The sequence below is a fragment of the Staphylococcus sp. FW104-15G4D genome, assembly GCF_058790135.1.
In genome coordinates, this window is record NZ_JBYTCH010000001.1 from 438,022 (window position 1) to 456,177 (window position 18,156).

Annotated in this window: 16 protein-coding genes and 1 pseudogene; all 17 read left to right on the forward strand. The window is 35.7% G+C overall.

Annotation, left to right across the window (positions count from 1 at the left end; genetic code table 11):
• Nucleotides 1–5 precede the first annotated feature (5 nt).
• The 17 genes and pseudogenes from AC3WQX_RS02300 to AC3WQX_RS02380 all read left to right on the forward strand — a co-directional run bounded on the left by AC3WQX_RS02300 (nucleotide 6) and on the right by AC3WQX_RS02380 (nucleotide 18,055).
• Nucleotides 6–3,935 carry a tail protein gene (locus AC3WQX_RS02300; protein ID WP_049399432.1) on the forward strand — a complete coding sequence of 1,310 codons (3,930 nt, stop codon included), beginning with the start codon at nucleotides 6–8 and terminating at the stop codon, nucleotides 3,933–3,935.
• 11 nt (nucleotides 3,936–3,946) lie between these two features.
• A complete protein-coding gene (locus tag AC3WQX_RS02305; RefSeq protein WP_023350520.1) occupies nucleotides 3,947–4,903 on the forward strand; it encodes a phage tail domain-containing protein in 957 nt (318 codons plus the stop codon).
• An 11-nt stretch (nucleotides 4,904–4,914) separates the two neighbouring features.
• Nucleotides 4,915–6,375: a tail tube TT1 domain-containing protein gene (locus AC3WQX_RS02310; protein WP_023350519.1), complete on the forward strand. Its 1,461-nt coding sequence runs from the start codon at nucleotides 4,915–4,917 to the stop codon at nucleotides 6,373–6,375.
• A gap of 2 nt (nucleotides 6,376–6,377) precedes the next feature.
• The gene (locus tag AC3WQX_RS02315; protein ID WP_023350518.1) at nucleotides 6,378–8,264 is read left to right on the forward strand and encodes a M14 family metallopeptidase; all 1,887 of its coding nucleotides are present in this window, start codon (nucleotides 6,378–6,380) and stop codon (nucleotides 8,262–8,264) included.
• Nucleotides 8,265–8,276: 12 nt separating this feature from the next.
• Complete coding sequence (locus tag AC3WQX_RS02320; RefSeq protein WP_023350517.1) at nucleotides 8,277–9,464, forward strand: BppU family phage baseplate upper protein; 1,188 nt, start codon at nucleotides 8,277–8,279, stop codon at nucleotides 9,462–9,464.
• 13 nt (nucleotides 9,465–9,477) lie between these two features.
• On the forward strand, nucleotides 9,478–9,900 hold the full coding sequence (locus tag AC3WQX_RS02325) for a hypothetical protein (protein WP_023350516.1): 423 nt from the start codon (nucleotides 9,478–9,480) through the stop codon (nucleotides 9,898–9,900).
• Nucleotides 9,881–10,279 (forward strand): hypothetical protein, encoded by a 399-nt coding sequence (locus tag AC3WQX_RS02330; protein ID WP_492739926.1) that lies wholly within the window; start codon nucleotides 9,881–9,883, stop codon nucleotides 10,277–10,279. The genes AC3WQX_RS02325 and AC3WQX_RS02330 overlap by 20 nt, the downstream gene beginning before the upstream one ends.
• Nucleotides 10,280–10,332: 53 nt before the next feature.
• Nucleotides 10,333–10,464: a hypothetical protein gene (locus AC3WQX_RS02335; protein ID WP_023350514.1), complete on the forward strand. Its 132-nt coding sequence runs from the start codon at nucleotides 10,333–10,335 to the stop codon at nucleotides 10,462–10,464.
• A 311-nt stretch (nucleotides 10,465–10,775) separates the two neighbouring features.
• Nucleotides 10,776–11,015: pseudogene (locus AC3WQX_RS02340) on the forward strand (CHAP domain-containing protein); the annotation flags it as partial.
• A gap of 648 nt (nucleotides 11,016–11,663) precedes the next feature.
• Nucleotides 11,664–12,866: an N-acetylglucosaminidase gene (locus AC3WQX_RS02345; RefSeq protein WP_080978319.1), complete on the forward strand. Its 1,203-nt coding sequence runs from the start codon at nucleotides 11,664–11,666 to the stop codon at nucleotides 12,864–12,866.
• Between the two features lie 52 nt (nucleotides 12,867–12,918).
• Nucleotides 12,919–14,577 (forward strand): BppU family phage baseplate upper protein, encoded by a 1,659-nt coding sequence (locus AC3WQX_RS02350; RefSeq protein WP_023350511.1) that lies wholly within the window; start codon nucleotides 12,919–12,921, stop codon nucleotides 14,575–14,577.
• An 11-nt stretch (nucleotides 14,578–14,588) separates the two neighbouring features.
• A complete protein-coding gene (locus tag AC3WQX_RS02355) occupies nucleotides 14,589–14,933 on the forward strand; it encodes a hypothetical protein (protein ID WP_023350510.1) in 345 nt (114 codons plus the stop codon).
• Nucleotides 14,926–15,072, forward strand: a complete 147-nt coding sequence (locus tag AC3WQX_RS02360) for an XkdX family protein (protein ID WP_023350509.1) — start codon at nucleotides 14,926–14,928, stop codon at nucleotides 15,070–15,072. Before AC3WQX_RS02355 ends, AC3WQX_RS02360 begins: the two co-directional genes overlap by 8 nt.
• A gap of 41 nt (nucleotides 15,073–15,113) precedes the next feature.
• On the forward strand, nucleotides 15,114–15,629 hold the full coding sequence (locus AC3WQX_RS02365; RefSeq protein ID WP_023350508.1) for a hypothetical protein: 516 nt from the start codon (nucleotides 15,114–15,116) through the stop codon (nucleotides 15,627–15,629).
• Nucleotides 15,629–16,162, forward strand: coding sequence for a hypothetical protein (locus AC3WQX_RS02370; protein WP_023350507.1), 534 nt, complete (start codon nucleotides 15,629–15,631; stop codon nucleotides 16,160–16,162). The genes AC3WQX_RS02365 and AC3WQX_RS02370 overlap by 1 nt, the downstream gene beginning before the upstream one ends.
• 44 nt (nucleotides 16,163–16,206) lie before the next feature.
• Nucleotides 16,207–16,617: a phage holin gene (locus tag AC3WQX_RS02375; protein ID WP_023350506.1), complete on the forward strand. Its 411-nt coding sequence runs from the start codon at nucleotides 16,207–16,209 to the stop codon at nucleotides 16,615–16,617.
• Nucleotides 16,592–18,055: an SH3 domain-containing protein gene (locus AC3WQX_RS02380; RefSeq protein WP_023350505.1), complete on the forward strand. Its 1,464-nt coding sequence runs from the start codon at nucleotides 16,592–16,594 to the stop codon at nucleotides 18,053–18,055. Before AC3WQX_RS02375 ends, AC3WQX_RS02380 begins: the two co-directional genes overlap by 26 nt.
• The last annotated feature ends 101 nt before the right edge of the window (nucleotides 18,056–18,156 follow it).

The window sequence follows — 18,156 nt, forward strand, 5'->3', positions numbered from 1 at the left end:
AACACGTGGCAGAAGCTAACTATAGTATTAAAGCAACGATTGAAGCTAACGCTAAAAAGTTCAAAAGCGCTATACAAGTAGCTAAAAACACAGCAGAGCGTTTTAAAGGCACTATGGACAAAATTAAAGATAATGAAATTGATGCAGATGCATCAGGTGTAACTAGCGCAGTAAACAAAGCTAAAAAAGAAATAGAGTCATTTAATAACACTCGTGCAGAAGCTGACCTTGATATAGATATTGACGAAGTTAAAAGCAAAGTACAAATAGCTGAAGAATATGTACGCAAATTCGATGCATACAGAGGCGACGCAGAGTTAGACGCTAATATAGCAAGCGCGAAAGCTAATATTGAAGAAGCACAAGCATATTTAGAACGTTTCGACGGATCAAATGCTAATGCACATGCTGATGTTGACGCAAGAAGAGCTATATCAACGTTATCTAAGCTACAGATTGATTTAGATATGTTTGACGGAAATTCTTATAGTGCTCATTTAGATGCAGACGCAACTAAAGCACGTGTCGCTATAGCTGAAGCTAAAAAGTCGCTTAATAGCTTTGCGAGACAAAAAGCAAAAGCTACCGTCGAAGTTAACGAAGGCGCTGCTGTATCTAAGATTTTAGCGCTTAAAGCAATGTTACGTTCAATTCCTAACCGAATACACACTAGGATAGATGTTGATTCAGATAAAGCGCAAGGTGCATTTAGAGCAATGGTAGCTGGTATTGATAGTTCTATGAACTCATGGGACGCTTTAGCTACACGTATCAGAACAATTGGTACTGTAATTTCTAACATGATAAAGGGTTCTTTAATTTCCAATATAACGTTGGTAGTTCCTATCATTGCTTCGATGGTTCCTGCATTATTTGCTGTTCTTAACGCTATCGGGGTTGTAGCTGGTGGAGCTGCAGGATTAGCAGCTGCATTTGGTGTTGCTGCAGGTGGAGTTATGGGATTTGGAGTTATGGCTGCAAGTGCTATTAAAATGCTTAACGATGGAACTCTACAAGCTACAGCTGAAACGAAAAAGTACGAAAGTGCCTTACAAGGCGTTCAAGATGCTTGGCAAGGTATTATAGAGAAAAACCAAAGTCAAATCTTTAATACAATGGCTAATGGCTTAAACACGATTAAAGTGGCATTATCTGGTTTGTCTCCTTTCATTAGTGGCGTGTCAAAAGGAATGGAACAAGCGAGCGCTAAAATGCTTGATTGGGCTAAAAATTCTCAAGTAGCACAACAGTTTTTCGAAATGATGGGAACAACAGGCGTCAGAATATTCAATAATATGTTAAGCGCAGCCGGTCAATTTGGTAGCGGTATTATTAGTGTTCTCACACAACTAGCACCACTTGCCGAATGGGTTTCCGCAGGCTTCAAAAAAATGGGTGCTGCATTTAACCAATGGGCACAATCTACAAAAGGCCAAGAGGCTATTAAGTCGTTTATCGAATATACTAAACAGAATTTACCGTTAATCGGACAAATATTTGGAAATACCTTCAAGGGTATTTTTAACCTCATGAAAGCATTTGCGCCGAATACACACTCTATATTAGAATCTCTAGCGCAAATGTCTGAAAAGTTTGCTTCTTGGAGTGCTACGGTAGCGCAATCAGACGGATTTAAAAAGTTTATGGACTATATCAATACAAACGGTCCTAAACTCATAACATTATTAGGCAATATAATTAAAATCATCATTAATGTGGGAACGGCTATGGCACCACTAGCTGCAGCTGTATTAGATGTTGCTGTTGCGATTACAGATTTTATCGCTAAATTAACTGAGGCGCACCCTGCTATTGGTATATTGTTAGGCTTAATCGCTACATTAGCTGGTGTATTCATGACTTTAGGACCTCCTATCTTAGGTGTTATCGACTTTATCGGAACGTTCATTAAAGTATTTACGGGTGCTGGAACAGTAATAGAAGCACTTATGTCAGTAGCTTCGGCACTAGCCCCTGTTTTTGAAGCTATTGGAGTTGCCATTGCCGCAATAGATGCACCAATACTATTAATTATTGCAGGAGTAGCAGCACTTATAGCTATATTCGTTGCTTTGTGGAATTCATCTGAAACATTGCGTAATGCTTTAACAGACGCATGGAATGCAATAGCTAGTTCAGTTGGTGCTGCGATTCAAGCAGTGCTTGGTTTCTTAGGAGACTTGTTCGGTCGTGCTCAAGAAATATTAGCACCATTAGCACCTATGTTCCAACAAGTGTGGAGCCAAATTGTAGCAATTGTAGACGCTGCAGTTAATGTTATAGCACCAATGGTTAGACAAGCCTTTAATACGGTTGTTGCAGTCGTTAAAGTAGCTTGGGAAATCATTAAAGCAGTTATTAAAATCGCTATGGAAGTTATTTTAAGCACAATAGTTGCTTTACTTCAGTTGTTAACTGGAGATTGGCGTGGTGCTTGGCAAACAATGTCTAAAGCAGGTGCTGAAATTTGGAAAGCTATTGTTGAAATGGCTAAAAATATCTGGAGTATCTTAGGCGATTATTTAAAACAAACATGGCAAAATATTGTTGATGGCTTTAGTGCAATATTTGGTCCATTAGCAGGCATAGCAGGCTCGATTTGGAATGGAATAGTTAATATTGTAAAAACAGTTGTTTCTGGTTTAGGCGCATTCTTGACAGGTATTTGGACAGCTATAGTTACAAGTGCTCAAGTCCAATGGAGTATCATTGCTACAGTGGCACAAACTATTTGGTCTGCAATTGTGAACGTCATTGTAACGGTCGTGACAACGTTAGTAAGTATCTTAGCTACCATTTGGACGACTATTGTTACAGTAGCATCTACTATCTGGACAACGCTAGTTACAGTTGCGCAGACGATTTGGACAATAATTGTTACGACTATTACAACAATTGTTACTACGTTAGGAACAATTCTATCGGCAATCTGGACTGGAATAGTAACTGTAGCCACTACGATTTGGACTACATTAGTTACTGTAGCTCAAAATATTTGGACTTTAATAGTCACTACTATTACTACAATTATTTCTACATTAGTAACAATCATCACTACTGTGTGGACAACTATAGTCAGTGTTACATCGACGATTTGGTCGTCTTTAGCTTCAATCGCACAAACAATCTGGTCAAGCGTTTTAAGTATTATATCTGGAATTGTTGGTGTTATTGTTGCAATCGTCACTGGGAATTGGTCGTTATTACGATCTTCTACTGCATCTATAATGAGTGGCATTGCAGGGTTAATCTCAGCAGTGTGGAATTCAATTACAAGCGTAATATCAAGCGCTGTTTCAAACGCTGTTAGTACTGCAGTCAGTGGTTTCTTTAATATGTTAAGTTCAATTGGATCGGCTATGCACGGAATAGTAAGTTCGGTATTAAGTGGAATGATGAGTGTTGTCAATTCAGTTAGAAGTGGTGTATCAAACGCAGTAAATGCTGTTCGTAGTTTTGTAGGTGGAATGATAAGTGCAGGTCTTGATTTAATGCACGGATTAGTTAACGGAATTATGAGTGGTATGTCTTGGGTAGTCAATGCAGCGCGTAGCGTTGCAGAGAGAGCAGTGAGTGCTGCTAAAAGTGCATTAGGTATTCATTCTCCGTCACGTGTGTTTAAAGAAATCGGAGCCTATACAATGGAAGGTTTCGGAATTGGTATAAACAATGAAGGAAGAAACGTTATATCTGGAATGGGATCTATGGCTAAATCTGTAACAGATGCTTTCAACCCTCAACTTAATGTGCCTAATATACAAAGAGACATTAAAAACGCTAGTGCATCAGCTAATGCACAAGTTACACATACTCATGAATATAAGACAAATCCATCGCAACGTGTTGTAACCGTTAAAATGGACGTTAACAACGACGCTTTAACTCATATAGTCAACGGACAAAATGCAGATAGAGATGCCACATTCACATTCTAGGAGGTCAGGCAATGGATTTAGAAATTAAACAAAAAGATGGCACTAAATACAAGTTGTCTGACTTCGGTTTTCGAGTGAAAGATATTGTCATCGAAAGCCCGGAGATAGAGGACAACTACGAAACAAAAGAAAACACAAGTGGTCGTATGTTACTTAGTAGTCAGTACCGTAAAAGGAAAATTACGGTGCCTTGCTATGTTGTTAGTACAAAACTTAATGATATACCAAGATTACGAGATAAATTCTATGATTTAACAGTAAACACTGAGCCTGTATGGATTAGAGAACTTAGATATGCCGAAGAGCATAATTACAAATTTTTACAACCGACGGAAGATGACTATCAATCGTATGATAAATATGGTTATCCAGTATTCGATCATAATATGATGAACGATAATTACTATACTAGTGGTAAACAGTATCAAGTTAAATGTTCATCAGTAATAACACCTGATAACAAAGGCAATGTGATTAACTTCGACTTAGTTTTTGAAACAATTGAAATACCTTTTGCCGAGAGTATTGGTACTTCTTTAGATTTAGAGAACAAACCCAAAAAAGCGTTATGGTCTAATGACATGTTAGTACCATTTGACGAAGAAAGTGAAAAAAGAACATACACTTTTACTAATGCCTGGAATAACAGTGTTTATTACCACGGAAATGTACCTAACAACGAATTTAAACTCTATAAGAAAGTAACTATCGTTTTAGGTAAAAATGTAAGCAGTAAAGAAAGTTTCCAATTTACGTTGGGGAAATCTGATTATATGAAAATCAGTAATATTAGTTTAAAAAAAGGCGACAAGATAGTGTATGACGGAGTTCAAACGTGGAGAAACGGCACTCCAATTAATCATCGCTGTACAAACGCTCAACCTAAATTCTATCCTGGTTGGAATGATTTTGCTTTCAATCAACAGGTTAAGTCAGTAACTTTTGATATGAAATTTTATTATAAGTAGGTGGTTATTAAATGCCAGTATTATTTAGCCCTATAAGAGGAATAGGTGAGCCAGTTTATGTCACTACTACAACAACATCAAAATTAGGTTCTGAAACAGTTGTACAATGCAAATTACTTGAAGATAAATATAACTATAACGTTATACGAGGTATTGATAAACGCTGGACACTGACGCAGTTAACAGGACCTAATGACAAGAGAGAATACGTCGCTTATATTATCGATAGACAAACACATGGTAGAAATCAAGAAGTGTCTGTAACCCTTCGAGAAAAGCCGATTGATATTATCAAAAGAAAAAGAGTGTATGACAAAATAGATGGCCCTCATAAACCACCCGACTTTTTTGAAAAGATATTTAAAGGAACTGGACTTAAATTCAAAGTGCCTGACAATTTGTTTGTTTCTGAAATCAAAGATTCTGGCGAAGGAGAAAGTGTTGAGGATTTATTAAAAAAAGGATTAGAAGCATGGGATTTAGAGTTTGATATACATCATGATTACAAAACAAACACGTATACTTTTAAATTCACCCCGTATTTAGAGAAACAAGCAACTTATCATATCGATGATGAAATTAACGCAAACAATATGAAATTAGAAGAAGATAGCGGTCAGATGTATACCTATGTTAAAGGGTACGGTTCTTATACTGATGAAGAAGGTTTAGACGGTGCAGGTCTTATTGTTGAATTTGAGCACCCTAATATGAAAGATTACGGTAGATTTGATGCACCACCTGTTAAAGATGGTTCAATTACTGATCCTGATATTATGCGAGCTAGATTGCAAGCCGTTATTAGTGCATCTATAAAACGTTCTTTAACTTTGGATTTTATAGCCTTGCGAAAACATTATACTAATGCAGTTCCTAGAGTTGCAGACATTGTAAAAGTTAAGCACTCTATACTTGGCATCAATGAGTTTATGAGAATAGTTGAAGTTAAGACCATTAGAGACGCTGAAAATAAGATAGTAAAACAAGACGTAACTTTAGGAGATTTCAACCGTCACAACCGCTATTTAGAACGAATTAGTCAAGCAGCACAAGTTGTAGGTGGTTTAGGTGGAGGATTTGCTAATTCATATCGAACAACATACGCAAAAGCAAACGCAGCTATCACTTCTACAAGAAAGTCCATTGACTCTAACAAAGCATTGCATGGAAACGCTAATGGAATAAGAGCAATTGTAGAAAAAGACCACATACTAGAATACAACAGAAATGGTAAATTCCGAGTGTCTCATGATCGTGGTAAAACATGGCAAGTTATCGCAAGTGCTAAAAGTGGATTTAACAAATACGTAATACCAAAAGCAACAGATAAAGTGTCTGGACTGATGAGTAATAATGATAAAAGGAAAGTTGATAGACTTCATTATAATCGTCTCAAAATGCAAGGTGAAGATGGTAAGTATTACAATATTACAATAGATAAAGAAGGAAAACTACAAGTTAAGGAGGCGTAGCAATGCGAAAGACTATCTACACAAAACTAGATACTTTATTTAGTGCACGTTATGTTAGAGAAAATGAACTCAATTACATTGCTATAAGAGATATGCTTACTAATATCGAAGAAATATTAGAAAAGCATGGAAAAACTGAAAAGCGAGCACATAACGCTGAACAAATTGTATATACATTGCCTACTGGACCTAATGTTACTGTAGGTCAAGAGTTAGGTTATCAAAGTAAACGAATAAGAAACTTAGTTTTAGGGACTATCGGTAATGGGCTTCAAGAAGTGAGAGATAGTCGTACATCAATTGACGCTCAAAATTTCCCTATACTTTCAGAAAGACTAAGACATGATTTCACTAAAATAGATGGAAAAATAGATAAAGAACTAAATGTGGCTGATGACGCTACTTATCTATTTACCCCACCATTTATCGCTAGCGCAGAACAAGGTGTTAATGAAACACCTAATAATAACGATCCCGATGACAACAGAAAAGTGTTTTACGACAAATTTGTTGACAACAAGTATGTTACGAAAAAATATGTAGGTAAAGACCAAAGTAACCAGTATAATGTTTATGCTTATGATTTCAAACCTCAAAACTATACAAAAACCTTACTTATCACATCGTGTATACACGGGAATGAATACAGCGCATTTTATGCTTTAAGTCGCTTTATGGATTTAGTTGTCAATGAATGGAACAAGTATTCACAACTTGCTTATATACGTAAAAACGTTAGAGTGGTTATTGTTCCTATTGTTAACCCTTGGGGCTTTGCTAATCGAGAACGTGAAAATGTAAATAACGTCGATTTAAATCGTAACTTTGACTATCATTGGTCAAATGGTAGTGGTACACGTTCTACTGGTAAAAACTACAAAGGGTCTAAGCCATTTAGCGAGAGAGAAAGTAGAAATATGAAAGCGCTAGTGGAAAGTTTAGGTGATATTACTGCTCACGTAGATTGTCATAACATCGTTTCTCAGGTAAGTGACTATTGCTTATTCTATCCACGTTTCGCTAACCAACCTAACAATGTAATGACTGAATTACTATCTGAAATTTCAGATCATGGAGATTATGTCACATGGGGTTCAAGTACCTTAGCTTCTTTTAGTAACTGGGTAGGCATTAATCATGGTACAACTTCTTTCTTGCCTGAAGTATATGAAGGTAGAGCTGGAAAACCTAGAGGAGCACAAGAAATGTGGCGCTCGGTTTACTATTTAGGAAACATCATTGTTAAATTAGCTAAATTGGATACTAACAAAGAAGGGAGAATTGCTAATCAACCTATTGTGAAATCTTTGGTTTATAGTAGTAGATTTGATAAAAAGGATACTAAACCATTCTCTCTTATTGCAAAAAAAGATTACCAACGTATGCTAATGACACAACAAAGGTTCCAAGTTACAGCTAATGGGTTTGTAGAGTTAAACGGTTCTATAACTGTTGAAGTAGATAGAAACACAACTATTGCCGTTGCGCCTTATGTTGTTCAGAACTATCATCCATATAGTGGTAATGGTAAGAGTAGAAGGCGCCACTTATACAGAGTTAGAATGCCGGTTAAAAAAGGCTGGCATACTATACCATTACATGCTATCGCACCAGTTCAATATTCTACAACAAGTCCAGCTAAAGTTCACAGATCTAATGAAGTGATGGGGGTTGTAGATATTTTAAGAACAAAAGGTGTAGCTAAAGTTAGAAACATGATTATCAACCTCACTTTCACACCATCACATACACACACAGCAGTTCAAATTCTTAAATCTGGTGGTTATGGTAACCAAAAAGAAAAAACATTCCATCAAGTTTATCCTGATAAGCCAAGCGCATATACTAAGACAAACAAAATTATTCATAAAACTAAAAAGAAAAAATAAGGAGGCTTCATAATGGATGGATTTTACAAAGAAGCAAGAATAACGACTGTCGATGAACCTTATTTAAAACCGATATCTGACGAAGGTATCGGTTTTTATAATATGGATATAAATACTGCGGTATTAACCTTTCAAGTGCGTAGAGAAATAAACGGGGAAAGTTATCCCCTAGAGATTAGCGAAGCTAACACTGAGATAACAGCTTATTTTGTTTCCGATAACGGTTCTTCAACCGGAAGGGTTAAAGTTGAATATGTTAATCCTATGAAAGGCATTATACGTTTAACTTTAGACAGTAATTTTCTAAAAGCTTCTACCGACACTCATGTGACTGGTCAAATTTACATCAAAGCAGTTGGACGTAAAGACACAGTTGTACTTAACGAGTTTCGATTTTACGTAAAAGATGCATTAATTAATCAAATAGATGCTGATATTAAAATCAGATATATTAGAGAGATTGATGATCTTGTTGATTTAGTAAAAGACAGAATTGATACTGTATCAAAAGAATTAGAAAACGTTCAAAATGCTGAAGATGAATTCATGAATTTTGTAAATACTCAAAAGACAGAATTTGTTAAACAAGTTAAAGATTTGCGAGAACAAATGGAAGGTTTCGCAAAACAAACAGAAACAGAGTTAACAGACCATCTAAATAATATTAACGATAAAATTTTAGAGGTCAATGAACGACTAAACTCGGCAACTGAAGGAGTTATAACAGAAGAAAACTTAGACGAGCACCTTATCAACTACGCTAAAAAAGATGAAGTTAATCAGCAGTTATCTAAGAAGGCAAACGAAGATGAATTTAAGACGCTTTCTGATGGTTTAGATGAATTAATACAAAACAAAGTTAATGAAGCTATAAAGAGCGCTACAGGCCAATTATCAGCACTTACAGAAGCCGAAGGTTTTGCTATTAGGTTAGATAATGTTGACTTATCTACTATGGACAAAATTGATAAAACTGGTTTTTACTACCTTTACAACCCTACAAATTCTCCAGATCCCGATAATCAAAGCGGCTATGCTATCGTTATTGCAAGAAGTGACACATTCAAAAAAGTATTGTTTATGCCTTACAACAGACACAGAATATACTCTCGTAATATGATGGGCGAAACTACAAGATGGGGTTCTTGGTATGACGCTACAAAAGGTGTAGTTATTCCAGGATCTAATCCAGTTGTTTAGGAGGTAAGTTATAATGAATAAAAACTCAATAACTTATTCGTTAACCTTTTTAATGGTTTTAGGTTTTGGCGTTCTAATGTTTGAAAGAGGCTTCTTTTGGACAAGAGAACAAGAAGCTGTTATTAGAGACAGCGATTTTTATTTAGCACTACACCACATTATGCCTATTTGGATTTGGGGCGTACTTGCAATGATGTTTAGTGTTTTTATAATTGTTGCACCTTTCTTTTTGCCAACGCAAAAGATGAACAATGTGTTTAATTACCTAATTTGCATTGGGGGCTGGGGTAACGCGATTTTCTATTTTCTAATGACGTCAGCAAGTATGTTTCATGCTATTAATTGGCTTTCTCCTTTGCAATTTTCTACTTTCACTATGATTTGTGGAATTATAGGATTCTATGGGGGTGTGGAGATTGTCGGAAAAAGAAGATAAATATGTATTGCGTAGCGAGTGGTTACACAACACCGGTAAGATTTATGAACGGATCAACGAAAACGACAGAAAACATCTAGAGGCCTACAATTCTTTAAATTCGAAGATAGAACGACAAACAGGACTGCAAGAAAAACAATTTGAATCTCAAGAACGACAAGAAAAACACTTAGAAAAAATCAGTGATGTTGTCGAAAGGTTTGGCGATGAATTTAAAGACGTACAATACACCGTTCGTTCACATGATACTCAATTAAAAAACATCAATAAATCAATTTCCGACAAACAAAAAGGAAATGTACAAGTTGTTGTTGCGTTAATTAGTGGTGGTTGTGCAATTATTGCAGCAGCATTCGGTTTAGCCTCCGTAGTATTTTAAGCTGACACTTCGGTGTTGGCTTTTTATTTTGATTGAAGAAAGTAGGTGTGTGAATGGCTATACTACCTAAAAGCGGAAAACCAACAGCCTCGCAAGTTGTAGATTGGGCTAAATGGATGGCTAAAAATCATAAAGGTGTCGACATTGACGGTAGGTATGGGTTAAAGATAGCTCATGTAAAATAACGTGAATTGCTGGGAAACCCTTAGAACCTTAATAACTACAACGTAATCGGTAACGGTAAGCGTGATAGTTCAAAAATATTAAGGATTGGGTAATCAGCAGCGAAGCCTCTATGGTAACAGTAGAGGAACGTTCAACGACTAAGTGCTTGTAATTACAAGACAGTGCGTTAGAGAATAACCAACACGAAATACATCGGAAGATATAGTCTAGTCTCATGTGAAAGCATGAGGCTCTTTTTATAGAGCAATTTAACGTTATACAAGCGTATTAAGAAATTGATACAGGGAAAGGCGTTAAATTAAATATAAACGTTCAATGTTGGGATTTGCCTAACTATATTTTTCAAAGATATTGGCATTTTAGAACTTGGGGAAATGCAAATGCTATGGCAAATCGCAGTCAATACCCTAATAGATCATGGAAAATTTATAGAAATACTCCTAGTTTCGTTGCAAAGCCTGGAGATATAGCTGTATGGACCTATGGTTGGGCTGGACATACTGCAATAGTTGTTGGACCTAGTGACAAATCACACTTTAAATGCGTTGAATTAAAATTACTTAAACAGCGCCTATATTCAGAAATGAATATTAGCAAACCTCTCTAATTCATGGGAAACCTAAACAAGTAATGTTGTAGGCAATCATGAGCGAATCCTAGGAATAGGAACGTGCAACGACTATCGAAAACACACTAGACACTCGTTTGAGTGTCTTTTTTAGTGGAAGTGAGTAGAGTACATTCAAGTGAATGGAAATGGGAGGCAACCTTAAAGGTTGATGATATAGTCTAGTCTTCTATGGAAACATAGAGCAGTTCATAAGAGAACGGGCAATGATTAACGACCATTGTCGAATATAAACGAGATCAAAACTGGGTTGGATCAAACCAATGGAGTGGTTCGAGAGCAGCGTTTGTTAATCATAACTACAACGGTAATGGCGGGAACATTTATTTTGTTAGACCACCTTATAAAGCTGAGAAAAAACCTCCTAAACCAAGTGGTGGTTCTGACACTTCAAGCACCACAACAAAAGATAATAATAAAACAGTAACGATTAAGAAGAAACAAAAACATATCAATTTCACTATAGATGATGGCGAACCAACTTATCCTGAATTTATCCTGCACGATATTGTCCAAGGTAAAGATAGAGGTCATAACCCTAAAAAGGTGACTATAAGAAACGCAAATACAATGTGTTCAGTCCTCGACCTATACTTTGATAGAGAAAAATACCTTACTGATAAAGAGTATCCTCACTATTTCGTAGATAGAAACCATATATGGCAGACTAGATTAGAAATGTACGAAGTACCTAGTCACCCTGATAATATCGTTATTGAAGTGTGTCAAGATTTATCAGCAAGTAAAGATGATTTTATTGTCAACGAGATACACACAATGCTGCAAACAGTGTTCAGAATGAAATATCAAGGTATACCAGTCAAGCCATCTTCTATTGAAGTTGACACATCTAATATTTGGCGAAGCGTATACGAGCATGGAGATTGGGATATATCACTCAATGGATTGCCGCCTAAGAAAAACATAGACAAAACAATCAATGGATTACTATATCTATATAAAAACAGTAAGAAGTTACTTTCTGAAATTCCTAAAGATAAAGTTAAAACTAAAACTATTAAAGTTACAGTTCCAGCATCTAGTGTTAAGAAGAATACAACTACAACGACAAACAAAAAAGGAAGCAAAGAGCCTACTGTGGTTGTTTCAAGAAGTGCTTACTCATTCAAGAGAGCGGTAGCTATCCAAATGACTAAATCTCCTCAAATTAACTACGGTAACGGTTGGTATGGCGCAAGTTACTCGGCAACACTTAATGCTATGAATTCGCTTAAGATTTGGAATAGTAAAACTCAAAAATATCAAATGCTCAATCTTGGTAAATATCAAGGCGTATCAGTTTCAGCACTTAATAAGATATTACGCGGTAAAGGTTCTTTATCCGGGCAAGGTAAAGCAGTTGCTTATGCTTGTAAGAAGTATAACCTTAATGAAATATACTTAATTGCACATGCCTTCCTTGAGAGTGGTTATGGTACATCTTACTTCTCAAGTGGTCGTGCTGGTGTTTATAACTACTTCGGTATAGGAGCGTACGATTGGAATCCTAATTATGCAATTACTTACGCTAGAAATAGAGGGTGGACTACTCCCGCTAAAGGTATTATTGGTGGCGCTAAGTTTGTAAGACAAGGTTTTATTAGCAAAGGCCAAAATACACTTTATCGTATGCGTTGGAACCCTAGACATCCAGGTAATCATCAATATGCAACTGATGTACGCTGGGCACAAGTTCAAGCGACAACTATAAAAAATCTATATGACAAAATCGGTATAAAAGGTGTCTATTTCATTAGAGATAGATATAAATAGGGATAAGGCTGACAGCTCTTATCCCTAAATTTATTGTTGGAGAGGTGTTTTTATGGAAACGTACAAAACCGGTACAGTTAATACAATCATCAATGAAAATGGCGTTGATTTAGGCAGTATAAACGTTAATCTGTACACAATGGATAACAAGACATCTGTTATTGATATCCATATTAAGAAAAAGAACATTATTAATGAAAATCAAGAATACATCTCTGTGAATTTTAATCAGACGAAGTTCGAACCTGTATTACATGTTTTTGCCCAAGATGGTTCTATATTCACTAATGAGCCATTAGAAATAGTTAAAGCTGAAGAAGGCTTTGTAAGATATATTATCCCTGAATATATCACTAAACATGTAGGGCAAATGCAATGTAAATTATTCTTAGAAAATCCTGAAAATAACGATAGCACACATGTTGCTAACTTTTATTTTACTGTTAACGACAGCGGTATAACTAAAAGTGTAGGCAAAGAAATACGTGTGGAATTACTAGATGATATCGTAGAAAAAGTAATGAAAGACAATGTAGATATCTTCAAAGGACCTAAAGGAGATACTGGAGAACAAGGTCCAGCAGGACAAGACGGTAAAGATGGTAAAAATGGCATTAATGGTATCGATGGTATAAATGGTAATCCAGGACCTCAAGGTCCACCAGGACGAGATGGGAAAGATGGTGTTGACGGACAAGATGGTTCAGATGGAAAGTCGTTTGACTTTGAAAGTCTTACAGAAGAACAAAAAGCTGAAATTACACCTAAACTACCTGACTTTAGTAATTGGCAACAATATCAATTTACAAATAGTGATGGAACTAGAAAATGGCTTGGCACTTTGTCTCAACCTATAGAAACACTTGAACCTGGATTATATGAATGTTCCATACCAAGCGACTATAAATCTGTAAATGCCCCTGCTGATCCAAGCGGTGCGGGGTATATAGCAGAAATTAATGTTACAAAAGGACAGAGTGGAAGAAAGCATATTATTCTTATCCACAATTATCAAAATGATATTTGGTCTAAAACAATTCACACAGACGGTGACGACAGGGGCTGGGTTGCTGTTAATCCACAAGGTCAAAAATACAAACTGACAAACGATGATGGGACTAACTTTTCCAAAGGATATACAACGATAAATTTAAACAATGAAGACGAAATTAAAAAGATACCTCCAGGGATACGTTATATAACCAAAACGACTGGTTTGCCAACTGACGTAAGTTCTACAAATGGTTGGCTTTTTAAATTGGTTTGGTCAGACTCTCAACTATCTACAATATATTTCCAACCTTATAATTCTAGTCAATTATTACAAAGAGTAACTTATAACGGTTTGTCAGAATGGCGTTATATTAACCAACCATCAACTGACACAGGTTGGGTTCCATTACCTCTAGTTAACGGTGCAACTCCTGATGTATATAGTAACGTATATTTACCGGTTTCATATAGAGTTAGAAAGAATGGAGATAACAAGACAGTCCAAATCATTGGTAACATCAAAAATTTATCTACAGGCTTAGTGTTCGCTCAAATGCCTTCTGACATTACACCAGTCAGAAATATTGAATATAAATTAAATCAAAGAATAGGAACAAACAGTGCGGCAGCATATTTGGCTAGTGACGGTACTATGAAAGTTATAGGTGCTTTAGATTCGGAAAGCACTTATATGATTAATCTAACTTATATGGTTTAGGAGGACGAAAAATGATACAAATCTTTAGAAAAAGAGATGGTAAACCCTTTCTTATAGATGAAAGTAAAGAAGGTTACGACAAAGATTTATATACAGATATTATGCCACCAAGCAATTTATATTTGCCGGTTAAATTTGACGGTGGCGAATGGGTTGGTACACCATACGAGGAATGGAAAAAACAACAAATTGAAGATGATGAGCAACCTAAAAAAGAAGAACCAGACAACAATAAAGATGAATTGATCGCCGATTTATCACTCGAATTGTTACAAACACAAGAAGAACTTAAAGCAACACAAGAAGATGTCGCAAATTTAACACTAACAATCATGGGAGGGTCTGTTAATGCGTAATATCGGCATTAGATACTATAAAATGGGTTTCTATACAAATGAACAATTTGCATTATTTGTTAAAAGAGGATTTGTAACACCAGAGGAATATAAAGAAATGACTGGCGTCGACTATGACCCAGAAAAAGCACATGTATAAACCAGCCTATTAAGGTTGGTTTTTTATCATGGAGGTATTATATGTTAACAAATGTACTTAATTTAAATGATTCAAACGATGGTAATCGCATTAAGCAAGGTGACTTATCTATTATGCGTTACATTTTAACTGATTCAAATGATGATGACTTAGAAATTAAAGATAAACCTGCAAAGGCTTATCTGATCAACTCTAAAGGTGTTCAATACATCTATGAAACAAAAGTCAATAAAGAAAAATCTAGCTATGTAGTCGATTTAGTGATTGATAAAATTCTACCTTCAGACGTCTACACATTAGAAATATGGGTTGATAACCAATATTGTTTCCCTAGTGATAGTAAAACAAAAATACAAGTTGAGGAGAGTGCTATAGGCATGGGGTTCATAAATGTTGAAACTCACGACCTTTGGAAAGAGTTGACTGAATATGCTATACAACACGGATATTTAAAACAAACAGAAGTAAAAGGAGATTCATCTGACTTTGTGGTCAGTGACAAAGCACCTGAAGATACGAATAAAATTTGGATTGATACAAATGGAGGTCAAGAATAATGCAAGCGATACCTAAAATTTTTGATAAAGAAACGAACACATGGATTGAGCTTTTAGCTAAACCAGTAGCTGAAGAAGTAGTAAAAATTATGAAAGAGGACTATCTATCTAACAAAAAAACACTTGATTATTGGTTGTTAGAAAATTTAGATGTTCCAACAACGCCAATTAGACTTGCAGTATTCACTGACGGCAATGAATTAGATGAGTACATGAAAGGCTCTTTTGAAGTCGCTTTTAATAATTATATATTTGACTTACCTAATAGAAAAATATTCAATGTAGATAAGTTTTTAGAATTTTGTTCAGATACCGCAACGCCTAAACCAACTCAATTCCAAGTCAATGCAACTGTTACGATTCATGAAGATGAAGAAGATACAGTGATAACCTTGCCTAAATTAGACAACATTACAAATAATGTGGATATTTGCGAAATGTTAGCTAAAACATCTACTGGAACACTAGAAGCTAAATACATTTATAACGATCACCCAATTGAAGATAAAAAACTATTCTTTGAAAGTAAATAACATTTAACCGGCTTAGATGCCGGTTTTTTTATGGAGGTAATGAGATGAAAATAAATTGGTCTAACAGACTAAAAAACGGTGCAATTGTTTCAAGTTTAGTAGGGACAGTATTATTGCTTATCAAACAAGTTAGTGAAATTTTTGGTGTTGATTTATCACATCAATTAGAAAGCGTCAGTGGCATTTTAGGCACTATTCTAACGCTTTTAGCAGGTTTAGGCATTATTACTAATCCAAACACTAAAGGTGTGTCAGACGCGGGTATAGACCTAGATTTAAATGCACCACGAAATGAAGAAACACACCCAGTACAGTTTAAAAGTGAGTCAGGCGCAGTGAAACCTGAAGTTTTCGACACTAACGAACCGTTTACTGACGATTCTGATGAAGAAGAATTCGAATTTGATAATGGTGGAGGAGGAGCTCCAGATGAAAACACAATCTCAAATCAATAAACGTTTAAGAGATTATAAAAATGGTGTAGTAGATAGTCCATACAGAGTAAAACGTTGGACGAGTTATGACGCTTCCTTTGGTGCTATGGAACCAGGAGCAATTGACGTAGATAGATCTTATCACGCGCAATGTGCAGATTTACCTACGGACTATATATTATGGCTAACTGATAATAAGTATAGAGCATGGGGGAACGCTAAAGATTTCCCTAACAACAAATTCCCTAAAGGGTGGAAGATTGTAGAGAACAAGCCATCTACAATACCTAAAAAGGGTTGGATTGCAGTATTTACAAGTGGCACGTATGCTCAATATGGACATATAGGTATTGTATACAATGGCGGTAATACTACCAGCTTCCAAATACTTGAACAAAATTGGAATGGTTGGGCTAATAAAAAACCTAGCTTACGATGGGATAACTATTATGGTTTAACACACTTTATAGTTCCACCTATAGCAAAAGAAATAGAAGAACCTAAAAAAGATGTAAAATCAGCTCCTAAACAGTCAATTAAGAAAAGCAGTATCATCAAAGTTAACACTAATCATATAAAAGGCTGGACTATGACTAAAAGAGGCCGTAAACCTAAAGCTATAGTTATTCATAACGATGCTGGTACCATGAACTCAAAACAATACTATAACAATCTAGTAAACGCTGATTACAATAGATTAGCTAGAGGTATAGCTCACGCATACGCTGATAGAAACGGTATTTGGGAAGCTATATCAGAAGATAGAATTGCTTGGCATGTTTCTGATGGCGTTCAACCGGGTTCAGGTAATTTTGAAACTTATGGAATTGAAGTTAATCAATCATTGTATGTAAGTGATAAAGATTTCCTTAAAAATGAACAAGCAGCTCTTAAATTCGCAGCGCATAAACTTAAAAAGTGGGGGTTACCAGCTAACAGAAATACTGTTCGTTTACACAACGAATTTAGTTATACAGCTTGTCCTCATCGTTCTGCTAAATTGCATACTGGTATTGATCCAACAAAACAAGCATGGACTAAAGCGACACAACTTAAGTTAAAAGATTACTTCATTAAACAAATTAGGGCGTATATGAAAGGTGATACACCTAAGGTTACTACGGTCAAAAATAAACCTGGCAGTGCTTCTACTCCTGCTAACAGACGAGATATGAACGGTTGGAAAATCAACAAGTATGGAACTTATTACAAATCAGAAAAAGGTACATTTACTCCTAATACTGCAATTATCACAAGACGTGTTGGTCCATTTACTACGTGTCCACAATCAGGAGTTTTACAAGCTGGTCAGAGTATAATTTTCGATACAGAATGTCTCCAAGACGGCTTTAGATGGCTTTCTTACACTGCTTATGATGGTACAGATATTTGGTTACCTATAAGTACATGGAATAAAACAAATGATAGTTTAGGGAAATTGTGGGGGACAATTAGCTAATATGTTAAAATAAATATACCATCACGTCATTAAGGGTGGTCCTAGAGACTGCCCTATTTTTTTATGTAAAAGTTAAGTAAAAAACTTTCTATATAAACAAT